The 14,041-nt window shown below is 43.6% G+C and carries 14 protein-coding genes; 6 read left to right on the forward strand and 8 right to left on the reverse strand.

Annotation, left to right across the window (positions count from 1 at the left end; translation table 11 throughout):
• Positions 1-167: 167 nt before the first annotated feature.
• On the forward strand, positions 168-944 hold the full coding sequence (locus V5M37_RS25635) for a M15 family metallopeptidase (RefSeq protein WP_423799708.1): 777 nt from the start codon (positions 168-170) through the stop codon (positions 942-944).
• Positions 945-1,856: 912 nt separating this feature from the next.
• Here the strand turns inward: V5M37_RS25635 and V5M37_RS25640 are convergent.
• The 4 genes from V5M37_RS25640 to wecB form a co-directional block, all read right to left on the reverse strand.
• The gene (locus V5M37_RS25640; RefSeq protein ID WP_423799709.1) at positions 1,857-3,035 is read right to left on the reverse strand and encodes a toxic anion resistance protein; all 1,179 of its coding nucleotides are present in this window, start codon (positions 3,033-3,035) and stop codon (positions 1,857-1,859) included.
• Complete coding sequence (locus V5M37_RS25645; RefSeq protein ID WP_423799710.1) at positions 3,032-3,688, reverse strand: 5-bromo-4-chloroindolyl phosphate hydrolysis family protein; 657 nt, start codon at positions 3,686-3,688, stop codon at positions 3,032-3,034. The genes V5M37_RS25640 and V5M37_RS25645 overlap by 4 nt, the downstream gene beginning before the upstream one ends.
• A 207-nt stretch (positions 3,689-3,895) precedes the next feature.
• Complete coding sequence (locus tag V5M37_RS25650; RefSeq protein WP_378583352.1) at positions 3,896-4,282, reverse strand: VOC family protein; 387 nt, start codon at positions 4,280-4,282, stop codon at positions 3,896-3,898.
• 182 nt (positions 4,283-4,464) lie between these two features.
• Positions 4,465-5,610: a non-hydrolyzing UDP-N-acetylglucosamine 2-epimerase gene (gene wecB, locus V5M37_RS25655; RefSeq protein ID WP_423799711.1), complete on the reverse strand. Its 1,146-nt coding sequence runs from the start codon at positions 5,608-5,610 to the stop codon at positions 4,465-4,467.
• Positions 5,611-5,842: 232 nt separating this feature from the next.
• Here wecB and V5M37_RS25660 point away from each other — a divergent pair, with 232 nt between their 5' ends.
• The 4 genes from V5M37_RS25660 (at position 5,843) to V5M37_RS25675 (ending at position 10,369) form a co-directional block, all read left to right on the forward strand.
• Complete coding sequence (locus tag V5M37_RS25660) at positions 5,843-7,258, forward strand: S1C family serine protease (RefSeq protein WP_423799712.1); 1,416 nt, start codon at positions 5,843-5,845, stop codon at positions 7,256-7,258.
• A gap of 412 nt (positions 7,259-7,670) precedes the next feature.
• Positions 7,671-8,597, forward strand: a complete 927-nt coding sequence (locus V5M37_RS25665; protein ID WP_423799713.1) for a LytR family transcriptional regulator — start codon at positions 7,671-7,673, stop codon at positions 8,595-8,597.
• Positions 8,598-8,835: 238 nt separating this feature from the next.
• A complete protein-coding gene (gene zupT, locus V5M37_RS25670; protein ID WP_423799714.1) occupies positions 8,836-9,657 on the forward strand; it encodes a zinc transporter ZupT in 822 nt (273 codons plus the stop codon).
• A 151-nt stretch (positions 9,658-9,808) separates the two neighbouring features.
• Positions 9,809-10,369 carry a glycerol-3-phosphate acyltransferase gene (locus V5M37_RS25675; RefSeq protein ID WP_423799715.1) on the forward strand — a complete coding sequence of 187 codons (561 nt, stop codon included), beginning with the start codon at positions 9,809-9,811 and terminating at the stop codon, positions 10,367-10,369.
• Between the two features lie 119 nt (positions 10,370-10,488).
• On the opposite strand, the gene V5M37_RS25680 is transcribed toward V5M37_RS25675, so the two are convergent.
• Complete coding sequence (locus V5M37_RS25680; RefSeq protein WP_423802687.1) at positions 10,489-10,719, reverse strand: hypothetical protein; 231 nt, start codon at positions 10,717-10,719, stop codon at positions 10,489-10,491.
• Between the two features lie 64 nt (positions 10,720-10,783).
• Here V5M37_RS25680 and V5M37_RS25685 point away from each other — a divergent pair, with 64 nt between their 5' ends.
• Positions 10,784-11,029: a hypothetical protein gene (locus tag V5M37_RS25685; RefSeq protein ID WP_423799716.1), complete on the forward strand. Its 246-nt coding sequence runs from the start codon at positions 10,784-10,786 to the stop codon at positions 11,027-11,029.
• 57 nt (positions 11,030-11,086) lie between these two features.
• Here the strand turns inward: V5M37_RS25685 and V5M37_RS25690 are convergent, their stop codons facing one another.
• From V5M37_RS25690 to V5M37_RS25700, 3 genes are all read right to left on the reverse strand, one after another.
• Positions 11,087-11,527, reverse strand: coding sequence for a ferritin-like domain-containing protein (locus tag V5M37_RS25690; RefSeq protein WP_423799717.1), 441 nt, complete (start codon positions 11,525-11,527; stop codon positions 11,087-11,089).
• A gap of 448 nt (positions 11,528-11,975) precedes the next feature.
• A complete protein-coding gene (locus V5M37_RS25695) occupies positions 11,976-13,325 on the reverse strand; it encodes a sensor histidine kinase (protein ID WP_423799718.1) in 1,350 nt (449 codons plus the stop codon).
• A 1-nt stretch (position 13,326) separates the two neighbouring features.
• Entirely contained in the window at positions 13,327-14,007 is a 681-nt protein-coding gene (locus V5M37_RS25700; protein WP_423799719.1) for a response regulator transcription factor, read from the reverse strand.
• Between the last annotated feature and the right edge of the window lie 34 nt (positions 14,008-14,041).

Consider the following 14,041-nt stretch of genomic DNA (forward strand, 5'->3'; position numbering starts at 1 on the left):
TTTTTTGAAAATTCACATAAGGTTAGTCTACTGACAATATGATCATTCGTTTGTTTATAGGAAAAAGGACCTCGTTGCTAGTGGGGCTTATTTTTATAAGCATGTTTAAAAGTGGCTTTATTGTGTCCATGCTGTTATCAAATTCATTTTTAAAAAGGAAGTTTGCGATGGTAAAAGTATTTTCTGTGATAACTAGTTTGATGCTTCTCATCTTCCCTTTAACCGGCTGCATGGGGAAAAGCTTTTTTTCCCAGGACGATAAAGGTGTAACGCGGACCGAATCTGATGTTAAGAACAACTCCTCACCTGCTGCCTCTAAGAAAAAGTCGGAACACCGTGAGGAGCAGGTGCAAGAGGTTTTCAACCCAGAAAGTATTCCTGTGCTTGTAAATCAGTACAATATCTTACCTGAAAACTATCAACCTGAAGATTTAGTATATCCAAGCATCCCGTATATTTCTAATAAAAAAGCGGAAAAACAAAAAATGCGAAAGGAAGCGGCTGCGGCTATCGAAAAATTATTTGCCGCAGCCGAAGAACAGGGCATCAGTCTTGCCGGAGTTTCGGCCTATCGATCGTATACCGCACAAAAGGCGTTGTTCAATTATTACGTCAATCAAGATGGCATTAAAAAAGCGAAAATGTATAGTGCCGAGCCTGGGACAAGCGAGCATGAAACGGGTCTTGCCATTGATGTGACAGGCGGGAACGGAAAGTGCCCTGCGGAGGATTGCTTTGCGGGAACGGTGGAGGCCAAGTGGCTCGCGAACCATGCAGACGAGTATGGCTTCATTATCCGCTACCCGAAAGGAAAAGAATCCATCACCGGCTACAAATACGAACCATGGCACCTTCGTTATGTTGGTAGAGCCGTCGCCAAGGTTATCACCAAACATGGGATTACCCTAGAGGAATATTATGATGCGGTACCGGTGAATAATTGATACAGGTCTAGGGCCGCCGACAATAGATTTTGGGGTTGGGGGTTGACTCATGAAACGGGGTTGGGCGAGTAACTTTTAAAAAGGTATTATTAAGATCCCATATGTTACCTAAGCCAGGCTCGCCGCCTGGCTTTTTTGGGTAATCCCCCCTAAAAAATAAGTTTGGAAAGTAAACCAGATATTTTGGTAAGTATTCGGCCAAAAAGTGTAAGTAACATCATGAATGTGGAAAGTATTTCTCCCCATTTGGAAAGTAACCACACCTAATCGGAAAGTATATCCAAATAAATGGAAATCACACCGAAAAGGGTAATTGAAAAGGTACCTTTTTTGGTAGGTTTGGCCTCTCCAAATAGGGTTGCGCGAGTAAATCATGAAATTAGGCAAGTAAAACTCAAAAGTTGACGAGTAAAATCCCAAATCCAGCGAGTAATTTTTAGAAAGGTATTATTAAGATCTCATATATTACCTAAGCCAGGCTCGCCGCCTGGCTTTTTTGGGCGAATCCCCCCTGAAAAATAAGTTTGGAAAGTAAACCAGGTATTTTGGTAAGTATTCGACCAAAAAGTGTAAGTAACATCATGAATGTGGAAAATATTTCTCCCCATTTGGAAAGTAACCAAACCTAATCGGAAGGCATTTCCAAATTAATGGAAATAACACCAAAAAGGGTAATTGAAAGGTACCTTTTTTGGTAGGTTTGGCCTCTCCAAATAGGGCTTGGCAGGTAAAATCTAGATTTGGGCGAGTAAATCATGAAATTAGGCGAGTAAATCTTTAAAGTTGACGAATAAAGGCGGGGGACGAACCCATGTCTTTTTTTGCGACGATTCTCAGAGCGGTTTAAGACAAAATTTGTCTTACAAAAAAATAGCCCCCGCATCCTGAACGTGTCCTTTGCGGGGGCATTTCTTATTTTCCTTTGATTTCAAGGAGCTTCAGTTTTAAGTCGTTTTCCATCGTGGCAAGTTCCTGCTCGGCAATCCGGCGTTTGTGGCGGCCTTCCTCCTGGATTCTCAGCGTCTCCTCCAGTGTGGAAATCAGGTTTTCCTGTGTTTTTTTGAGCGTTTCAATATCGACAAGTCCGCGCTCGTTTTCTTTGGCCGTTTCAATCGTATTCGTTTTTAGCATCTCAGCATTTTTTAGCAGCAGCTCGTTCGTTGTTTTCGATACCTGCTTCTGGGCCTCGACTGCATGCCGCTGGCGGATGAGTGTCAGCGCAATCGCCACTTGGTTCTTCCATAACGGAATGGCTGTGACAATAGAAGACTGTATTTTTTCCACTAATGCCTGGTTTGTGTTTTGAATCAGGCGAATTTGCGGTGCACTTTGAATCGTGATTTCTCGGCTTAACTTCAAATCATGGAGACGTTTATCGAGCCGGTCCGCAAATTGAATCATATCGTTGACCTCTTGAAACTTCATCTGGTCATTGGTGGAATCTGCCTCTCTTTTTAGCTGTGGGATTGTCTTTTCGTGCATTTCCTCAAGCTTAATTTCACCGGCGGCAATATATACATTGAGAGCATGGAAATATTCTTTATTCGTTTCGTAAAGTTGTTCGAGCAATTTGATATCGGATAACAGTACGTTTTTGCTGCGGTCCAGCTTCACGCTGATGCGATCAATTTGTGCTCCCGTTTTCTGGTACTTAGACAGAACCTCCTGAAGCGAGCTAGAGATTTTTCCAAACATCCGTCCAAAAAAGGACGGCTTGCTGTCCTTTAGCTCGTCCGGATTCACTTCGTTGAGGCGCTTCATTAAATCGCTGATGATTTCTCCAATTTCACCAACGTCCTTTTGCTGAACATGCTCAAGCATGGCGTGAGAAAACGAGAGCAGCTTTCCTTGGGCCTGTGTCCCGTACTGAATCATCGCCTGATGGTTGGTCGGGTCAATTTGTTCAGCTAGCTGATAGGCTTTAGCGCGGTGCTCCTCCGGAATGACATCAATGAGTTTCGTTGGCCGAGGTGCTTCTCCCTGCTGCTGAAGCACAGGGCTTTTCGCAGGCTGAAGCCCGTCACCAAACGGGTCAGCAAGAATGTCATTTAAAAAATCACCTTTTTGCAATGGATTATTATTTTCGGTCATTTTAACCACCTATTTTCTTCAGGGAATTTAGCTTCTTTTTGTTTTTTTATCGTATGTTTGGCAACATCAATTTCAAAATTTAAATGGTCCACATCATCTGAGACCACATGATATAAATCTTCCTCAAGTACCTTGGTAAGTTCATTCAAGGTCTGTCTTGTTTCAATCAAAGATTGATTAATTTCCAAGCTTTTTTTCGGCTGCGCTGAAAGAAAATTGTATTTTTCCGTCAGCTCGATAACTGAATCGAGATGTGAAAAATAAAACGGCTCGGCCTGATAGAAACGCTTCGGCTCCTTGAGAGCCATCTTTTGAATTTTTTTAGTGATACGAAGTATGTCAATTCTTTGCTTCACAGACGACAGGTCGCGAATACTAAAAAGCGATTTATTCAAGCGGCGGATTTTTTTCTGGGCATCCGCTAAATTTTTTCGAATATAACGGTATTCCCTCCATGACAGCTGGTGTTTTTTCAAAAACGTTGAAGTCATGATTGGCCCAAGGATTAAATGGGTTAGAACTCCTGCGGCAATCGCAATACCAATCGATGGCAGAAAGTTTATGTTCATAAAGAAAAAGCTGACAAAGCCCGCAATAATGGTAACAGGTACAGCCACAAACGAGCGGAGAATTAACGAAAGAATGGGATTCATTTTAATCGACTCCTGACTTTTCATCACTTCTATTCATACGTATGAAAGAAGTGAATGTTTCATTATTAAATGAATTGCCAATAAATGAAAGTTATTTCCATCTATTAATTCCACAATACATGAAAAAACTCCTGCCCGCTATAGACTTGAATCGCAAACAAACTACGACCTGAGACCTATTTTTTGAGGAATCGGGTGGTGGTTTTTTTATATCTCGTATAGTTCGATGGGAAGGCCGTCAGGGTCTGAGAAGAAGGTGAATTTCTTGTTGGTGAGGGTGTCTATGCGGATTGGTTCCACTTCTATATGCTGCTCTGTTAAATGGTGAACCGCTTCTTCGATGTTCTCTACTTCAAAGGCTAAATGCCGTAAACCTGCTGCCTCCGGATAGCTTGGGCGCTTGGGTGGATTCGGGAAGGAAAAAAGCTCAATCTGGTAGTGGCCATTCACTTCCAAATCCAGCTTATGGGAATTTCGCTCCTTCCGATATGTTTCGCTTATTGGGTTGAGACCAAGAATTCGCACATAAAAATCCTTTGACTTCTTATAATCAGAACAAATAATGGCGATATGATGAATTTTCTTTAACTTCATAAACGACAAAACTTTCTACTTAAAAATAGGGATAACCCTCTTGCCTCCTCACAGGAGACAAGAGGGCTAAAAAGCTCAATACTTACAAAGGTTAGCCAGTTCAAACCTAAATTCGAAGAACGTCTGCCCCACATGGACAATGTCACGAGCGGTGCTGACACTTTTAATGACACCCTTTGACTTTAAACCCCAAAGTCCTCTGGCCTATCCCCTCTGTTTCCAAAGTGGTAAAGGATGGCTTGGACGATGCGCCCAGAGGCGATGCCGTCGCCGTAGGGGTTGGAGGCTTTAGCCATTTGGTCGTGTGCGGCCGAATCCGTAAGCAGTTCGTCAGCCATTCCGAAGATGGTTTCTTCATCGGTGCCCGCAAGCTTCAGTGTACCGGCGGCAATCCCTTCTGGACGCTCGGTTGTATCCCTTAGGACAAGAACCGGAACACCTAACGATGGTGCTTCCTCTTGAACACCTCCGGAATCAGTAAGAATCAAATATGCCCGTGAGGCAAAGTTGTGGAAATCAATGACATCCAACGGTTCAATTAAATGAATTCGGTCATTGTCTCCCAAGATTCGACCGGCAATCTCGCGAACAACAGGATTCATATGTACCGGGTAAACTACCTGGACATCATCGTGCTTTTCAACTAAACGGCGGATAGCATTGAACATGTTCTCCATTGGTTTCCCGGTGTTTTCGCGACGGTGGGCAGTCATAAGCACCAATCTATCTCCGCCAAGCCTGTCCAATACAGGATGTGAATATTGGGTTTTTACAGTCGTCTTCAACGCATCGATTGCTGTGTTGCCAGTTATGAAAATAGATTCTTCCTTCTTATTTTCCACTAATAGATTCTGCTTGGACTGGACCGTTGGTGAAAAATGAAGATCAGCCAGTACACCTGTCAGCTGCCGGTTCATTTCTTCAGGGTAAGGCGAATATTTATTGTGCGTTCGAAGCCCCGCCTCCACATGACCAATTGGAATCTGATGATAAAAAGCTGCTAAACTTGCCACGAACGTTGTCGATGTATCACCGTGAACCAGCACGATATCTGGTTTAACGTCGGCCAAAACTTGGTCAAGGCCTTCCAAGGCCCGGGTGGTCACACCGACCAATGATTGTCTTTCTTTCATTATATTTAAATCATAATCAGGCGTGATTTCAAAAATATTCAAAACTTGGTCCAGCATTTCACGATGCTGCGCTGTCACTGTCACAATTGACTTGATTTGCTCCGGATACTTTTCAAGCTCCTTCACGAGCGGCGCCATTTTGATTGCTTCAGGCCTTGTCCCAAACACTGTCATAACCTTTAATTCCTTTTCCATAATGACCTCCATTGTCTGTTCTATAAAGCATTATACCCTTTAAATATTTTTTTGAAAAATTATTGCAGTTGCCACTCAATCCATTATAACAAAATGCACCTTGAAATTAAGCCCGCCCTTTCTAACAGCCTTTAAAGTCCAATTTTCAGGTACAAATTCCCATTCCCTATCCACCGAATATATTGCCATTGTTGGTTTTTTAAAAATTCCGAATATAGAGGTGAATCATGCATTGAAGAAGAGGGCCCTATTTACCATTCCGATCAGCTTGCTGCTGATTGCGGCGATCGTCGCTTCCTTTGTCCTGATCAACATCAAGCCTGCCAAAGGGAATGTATCGCAAGCCCAAAGGCTGAATGAATACACGAAGCCTGCTGTGGTGCGAATTATTGACTATGCATTGGTTGGGTGGCAGTTTAATGACTACAACCCTGAAGTCGAAGCAGTTTTGGAACAGTTAAAATATCAAACGCTTATCGGTGGGTCCGGTTCTGGTGCGATTATTAGCTCTGACGGCTATATCGTTACCAATGCCCATGTCGTCGAATATGGAAAAATGGAAGACCAAGAGGTGGCCGATGCAGCCTTTCAACAGCTGGTGACCATCATGGCAGACCACTTCCAGGTTGATTACAATACTGCTTATAATTATTTAGTCGCCTATACTCAGTATACGGAGATTAAGCGCGTCACAAAGGTTATTTTACCAGGTGGAGATGTTCTCGATGGGGAAATTAAGAGCTACGGTGCGCCGATTAACCAAGGGAAGGACGCAGCCGTCGTTAAAATAGAGGGAAAGAACCTGCCGTCCATCCCGCTTGGTGACTCCAGCGAAGTCCAAAACCAGGATAATATTTGGGTAAGCGGCTATCCTGCTGCTGCCGATTCGGACCTCCTGTCACCTGATTCATCCCTCGTTTCCACCATGAATGCCGGGCAAATTTCCGCGACTGACAAAAAGACCGACCAAGGAAGTCCGGTAATTCAAATTAACGCCGCAGCAACGCACGGAAATAGCGGCGGACCTGTCATTAACGAAAAAGGGCAAATTATTGGGCTTCTGACATTCCGTGGTGATACGGTCAACGGTCAAGAGGTGCAGGGTTTTAATTTTGCCGTACCGGTCAATACCGTCAAAGAATTTGTGAACCAAGCCGGTGTCAGAAATACGAAGAGCGAAACGAATCGGCTTTATAAAGAAGGCCTTGAATTGTATTGGGGCGGCTACTACAAACATGCCTTGGAAAAATTCGAAGCAGTCCAGCGGATTTATCCAAATCACTCGGAAATAAAGGAGTATATCGGCAATTCTGAGGAGAAAATGAGCAAAAGCAAGATGCTTTGGTCCGATTATGCCACCTTCTTCTATATTGGTGACGGTGTGGCTGGTCTGCTTGTTCTGATTCTGTTGGTGTTCACCTTTGCCGGCGGGTCGAAAAATAAGGCAGCCGCAGCTGTGCTTCCGGCCGCTGGACCGAGTGCGAATATGGGTGGGCAGGGCTCTACGCCTACTGTGCCGCAGGCGCCATCAGCACCAGAAATGAATTTAAACGACCTGAATAAGGACGGCAAGGTGGATATCCAGGACCTTCTGATTGCCCTGCAGGAGCAGCAGAAAAAGCAAAATAAAGATGGTAATGGGGAGTAAACATCTGGGTTAGTAGAAAGCTGCCGAAAGGGGGATACAGTTCAAAAAGACTGTATCCCCCTTTTACTTATTTCGAAAGTGCCAGTGATAGGCCCCAAACTTTTAAACCCTATCGAAACATGCCTATAAATTGGATTTTTTTTCAAAGGGTGATAATATATCCCTAATTACTATATATTTAAATGTACCAAAAGATTCATTTTCCACATCCAAAACGGTTACAAAACTCGCATTTTCTAACATTAAATCTTTCACACACTACCACAATCAATAACGCTGCCGCTTCAAAGGGCCGACTGGATAATCAACTGTCCACCTCAGACGGACAAATGTCCACGAACGGTGCCTGACACTCATAGCATAAAAACTCTATTGTTACACTATTAAACTACATATTTTGGAGGTCCACATGATGGAGGTTCGTTCAAAGAAAGGTAGAAAGTGGTTAAAGGTAACAGGGATTTTTCTTTTACTAGTTTTGGTTGCGGCAGGAGTTTATGGGTTTATGGTTTACCACTCCCTTAAAGATGCTGTGGTTACCATGCACCAGCCGGTTAAGCGGACGGTACCTGAAAAACGGACCCAGCCGGTCGCTTTGGAAAAAAAGGAGCCCTTTTCCGTGTTAATGCTCGGTGTCGATGAACGAAAAGGGGACAAAGGCCGTTCCGACACGATAATCGTTTTGGCTGTCAATCCGAATAATAATTCGGTAAAAATGCTCAGCATCCCGCGGGATACCCGAACGGAAATTGTCGGAAAAGGAACAGAGGATAAAATTAACCACGCCTATGCCTTTGGCGGAGTTCCTATGTCCATGGCTACCGTCGAAGAATTTCTTGATATTCCGATTGATTACTACATGCAGATTAATATGGAAGGCTTTAAGGATATTGTGGATGCTGTCGGTGGTGTTAAAGTTTATAATGATTTTGATTTTTCCCAAGGCAATTCCCACTTTCCTATAGGAGAAATAAACCTGAACGGAGAGCAGGCTTTAAGTTTTTCACGAATGAGGTATGAAGACCCAAGAGGGGATTTTGGCCGGCAGTTGAGACAGCGGCAGATCATTGAAGGAGTAATTGATGAAGGCATGAGCCTATCAAGCCTGACAAGTTTCTCCTCCATTTTTGAAGCAATTGGAAAAAACATAAAAACGAACCTAACCTTCGATCAAATGGCAGACATCCAAAAAAATTATAAAGACGCTGGTAAAACGATTCAGCAAATGGAAATCAAAGAAACCGGGACGATGATCAATAAAATTTACTATGGGCTGGTCTCACCAGAAGAAAAGACAAGAATCCAAACCGAACTAAAAAAACAACTGGAATTACAATAAAGAAATACAAGAGAAGTACCTGACTGGCTAAATGGGCAACTTACCCCATTTAGCCAGTTTTTTTGTGATGCAGAGGGACGGTTCTTATGCCTCAGAAGCAGAAGAACCATCCCCTTGCCCGTCAAAAGGAAACATTTCTGGGTTTAAGCATATAAAAATATAACTGTTTTTATGTTATTTGGAAAGATAGACAAAATTCGAGAAAGATAAATTTGTTTTTATAAAGGGAGGAAAAAAAGTGACTCAAAATTTGCTATTGGCCTTTGGGTTAACTTTATTTGCCGGCCTTGCCACAGGGATTGGCAGTGTACTTGCATTTTTCACCTCGCACACGAATACAAAGTTTCTTTCGGTCACACTTGGATTCTCCGCGGGTGTCATGATTTATGTGTCCATGGTTGAGATTTTTGTGAAGGCAAAAACGGCACTAGTGGATGCTATGGGGACCGTTCCTGGCAACTGGCTGACTGTCGGCGGCTTCTTTGCGGGGATGCTTTTAATTGCCAGCATCGATAAATTTATTCCAAAGCAAAGCAACCCGCATGAACTCAGAACGGTCGAGGATATGACTAGTACCGGAGGAGACGTTGCAGCGGCCGGTAAGAAACCAGACTTACTAAAAATGGGGACATTCACGGCCCTTGCGATTGGCATTCATAACTTTCCAGAAGGGATTGCTACCTTTACCTCTGCCCTCCAGGATCCAAAGCTCGGAATCGCCATTGCTGTGGCCATTGCCATCCACAATATCCCCGAAGGAATTGCGGTTTCTGTTCCGGTCTATTTTGCCACCGGCGATAAAAAAAGAGCGTTTAAGCTATCCTTTCTTTCGGGGCTGTCGGAGCCGATTGGGGCACTAGCTGCTTACCTATTCTTAATGCCCTTTCTGAACGATATTATGTTTGGGGTTATCTTTGCCGCAGTAGCTGGGATTATGGTATTCATTTCCCTTGATGAGCTGCTCCCAGCCGCCAAAAGGTATGACGAAGCCCACCTGTCCATCTATGGGTTGATTGGCGGGATGGCTGTAATGGCAATCAGCCTGCTTTTATTTATATAAAATATTTAGGGTTCGGTTCGTTAGCGGCCGAACCCTATTGTTATTTAAGCACATATCCGCTTTAATAAATCTCCGCCGAAACAATAGATACATATTATAATAGTGAAGAGCAGCGTTTTTCCAAAAAGTACATGAATAGGCAGTGATTACAATGGTCTGGTTGTATTATCTTGTTTCTTATATTGTTGGTAATATCATGTTCGGCTACTTGGTGTCCATGTTGTTGAAAGGGCAGGATATCCGGGAGCAGGGCAGCGGGAATGTCGGAGCAAGGAATGCTGGGCGTGTTTATGGAAAAAAGGCCTTTGTTCTGACTTTTCTTGGTGATGCCTTGAAAGGGGCCTTTGTGGTACTTGCCGGGCGGTATCTACTGCATTTTTCAGAGACTGTCCAATTGCTGGGACTGGTGTTTGTCATTGTTGGCCATCTTAAACCGATTTTTCTTAAGTTTAAAGGCGGCATGGGGATTTCGACCTTTATCGGCGGAATTATTGCTTTCGAACCGCTGATAGCCCCCGTAATTGTTCTTTCATTTCTCGTACTCTTTCCCTTTTTAAAAAGCTTCACTTTCGCAGGCTTTGGGTCGTTCCTTTTTATTCCTGTGTTATTGATATTCAAAACAGATAATTGGGTTATCCCTGCTATTGTATTAGGCATGATTTTTCTACTAATCCTGGTCCATACAGAAAACATTAAGGAGAGGATTAAATGAAAACTCGCCGATTGGCGAGTCCGATAGGACGAAGACAGAGGCGTAGTTGAATTTATGCGTTAAGAAAGTTTAAAGCTTTCAACAGAAAGTTTATACTTTCTTATTAGCTAAAAAATAGTTCATCTTTTCAATGTCCCGCTGTTCAAGCGAATGGCTTCTGCGATGCTTTGGTCGGTGATGCAGGGGCTTCTTTCAAGGTCGGAGATAGTCCGGGCGAGGCGGATGATTTTGATTTGGGCTCGTTTGCTGAGCCCTTTTTTGTTTAATAGATCATTTAGGGTTCGCTGTTGCCCCTCTGTCAGCGGGCTTGTTTTCATAAGGGACTCATAAGGTTGTAAACTGTTCGTAATACATAAAAAGTCCTACTTGAAAATAATTATTTTATAAGGGGGGATTTTTCTGAATGCAATAAGATTGCTTCAAAGGCTGGTTGGTGCAGCACTCTTGATTTTGGGTATTTACCTTATTTTCGGAACGCAAGAGTTCTTTGGAACCATATTGATTATCTTGGCTTTATTAATTTTCCCAAGCATTAAGAAGGAAAAATCCTCTGGCCATCATCATGATGATAGAGATTATTTAAATGATACCGCTAATGATAACGATAATAATTATGGCAGTTCCGACAGTGGAGGCGATTCAGGTGGCAGTGGGGACTAATCATGTTCCATCTAGCAAAATGTCCCCGGTAAGGAAACTGCTTACCGGGGACATTTTTCATTTTCTTTTTGAAAAAAAGTACAAAAACCACACCGCATGATTCTGTTCGTCCACTGCTGCCCTGCGAAAAACCTCTCTTATAAATGGGTCGTTTGCGGTATCGGAAATTTCCATATAAAAATCGACTGTTTTCTGTTCATCCATTAACGCAAACTCCAACCCGTTTAGATAATTCCCGGAACATTCCTCGATAATTTTCGGCTGCGGAGGCTGCCCTGTCAGTCTTCTGTAGATCTCTACAAAATGCTGATAATGCTTAATCTCGTCCTGGCGAATTTCCAGAATTCGATTTCGCTCCTCCTTATTTGAAGCCAAATTAGCCAGCTTAGCATAACAATCAATGGCACTGTACTCCCCATTGATCGCCCTTTCCACTTCACCTATCAATTTATTGCCTTGCCGGTTTATCGCGTCAAGGTAATTTGAATAAGGATACATAGAAAAAACCTCCCACCCATTCTTATGTAATATCCTATGGGTGGAGGGGGGATTGGTGAAAGGTTAACATAGCTTAGCAACTTCAACTTAAATAAGCCAAGGAAATTTGCGGTGTTATTTCTACAAAATTTCCTGGGAAAACTGCAAGATTCGACGCCTAGGGATGACTTTTTGGCGCTTCATGGCTGGGCGCCCGCAGTTAGTTGAGAGCAAGTTGGCTCTGTCGAGAGTATTTATCCTTTATGCGAGAGTAAACCGGCTTTATCCGAGAGTATTTGATCCCTATCCGAGAGTAACCGTCGATTATCCGAGAGTAACAGGACTTAACGACAATTAAAGTCGGTTATCCGACAGTTACGGTCCCTTATCCGACAGTTGCAGCTCGTTATCCCACAGTAAAACCGTGCCATCCGACAGTTACAGCCCTGCTACCGTCAATTAAAGCTGCTTACTCCATCTCAGGTAGGGTAATTCGGAATACCGCTCCGCCCAGTTCCCCATTAAACGCCACAATTGAGCCGCCGTGCCCTTCAACAATGGCTTTGGTAATGGCCAATCCGATTCCCGAGCCGCCAGTGTCACCGCTGTAAAAGCGCTGGAATACTTTTTCAACCTCGCCGGATGCAAAGCCTGGGCCATCGTCACGGACTTCCATCACTAGCGTTAATTTCCTTCCATAATCCTCACCCATAAAAGCCGCTTTCACTCGCACCTCCGATTCGGCATAACGAATGGCATTCCCAAGTAAATTTATCAACGCGCGCTTCAGTTTTTCCTGGTCCACCTTTACTAACCCCGTTGACCCGGTCTCGGCCATAATCCTTACGCCACGCTTTTCAGCAAGGGCTGCAACGCTTTCGACCGCCTCCTGGATCAACTGCTCAAGCGGCCACTCTTGAAATTTAAAGCAGTCCTCCACATTCTCCAGCTTCGCCAAATAAGTAATGCCCTCCACAATCCGCTTCAAGCGCTGACTTTCGGCGATGATGACGTTCAGGCTTTTGTTTATGTCCTCGCCCTTCACCACGCCATCCAAAATTCCCTCGGCGTTTCCCTGAATCGCCATCAACGGTGTCTTCAACTCATGCGAGGCATTTTGAAAAAACACTTTTTGCTCCTCATCATACTGTTTAAGCTTGCGCGATAAGGCGTTGAAGCTGTCTGCCAATTCTCCAATTTCATCCGCTGAATTCAACCTGATTTCCTGACCCCGGCCTCTAAGCGAGAAATTTTTCATATGCTCCGTTAAGTTTCTGAGCGGCCTTGTTAAACCTTTTTGAAAAATAAACCCTAATACAACCGCAATCACGGCGGATATCAACAAACTGAACAACTGGGATCGTCGCATCAAACGATTTACCTTCTGCACTTCATCAAGTCTCGCCACAAGGGTCACGTACCCAATCGTTTTTCCATTTTTCGAAGTGACAGCCAGCGATTCCGAGACAAAGTTCCGGCCAGGACCCTTACTTTCCCCCAGGACATCGTCCAAAGAAACCCCTCTTAAATCCGAATAAATAATGTCCCGATTCCTCGTCCAAATTATCATTTTCGAAGACATTAACCGCTCCGTTACAGCCAGTGCCCGGCGGTTCATTAGTTTTTCACGAACGGCTTCGCTTGAAAAAGAAGACCTGCTTAGAATCTGGCTGATTACTTTCGCTTCCTTCTTAAGCTGCACCTCCGTTTCCTTCAGCAAGTACCGCTGCGATAGGAAATGAAACGTAAAGCTAGTAATCAAAAAAATGCTGATAATTAATATAAAATAAGATAATAACAGCTTTGATCCAATTTTCATCCTACTCATCCAGCCTGTACCCGTATCCCCAGATTGTGGAAAGCTCTACGGAAGATTGGTGTTGATCTAATTTCTTACGGATCCGTTTAACCAAATCATCAATCAGTCGACCGTCTCCTGCATATTCGTAACCCCAAATAAACTCAAGAAGTTCATCCCGGGTAAATGGCTTTCCTTTTTTCCGGGCCAGAAACACAAACAGTTCATATTCCTTTGTAGTCATCTTGATTTCCTGCCCGTCTTTTTCTATGTATCTTCTTTCGGGGTCTATCGTGACGTCCCGGATACTTAATGTTTGCTTTGTTACGACGGCCATTGATTTTTCCAGCCGTTTCAAAATATTCTTCATACGTACTATTAGTTCTCTTGGACTGAATGGCTTCGTTAAATAGTCATCCCCGCCAAGCTCAAGCCCGAGAATTCGGTCGAATTCGCCGTCCCGTGCCGAGACAAAAATAATCGGTACATCACTAGCCGAGCGGATTTTTTTACAAAGTTCAAGCCCGTCGAGATGCGGCATCATGATGTCAATCACCAGCAAATCAGGTTTCAGCCGCAACATCTCCTCATAGACTTGACGGCCGTCGGAAAACAGCGTTACCTTGTAGCCTTCATTTTCAATATATTTTTGTAAAATGTCTCGGATATTCTGCTCATCATCCACAACAAAAACATGCTTCATCGTACGGCTCACCTCACTTTTCAATTATATAATA

Origin of the sequence: Neobacillus sp. SAB-20_R2A, assembly GCF_049568635.1 — a bacterium.
GTDB lineage: Bacteria > Bacillota > Bacilli > Bacillales > Cytobacillaceae > Neobacillus > Neobacillus citreus.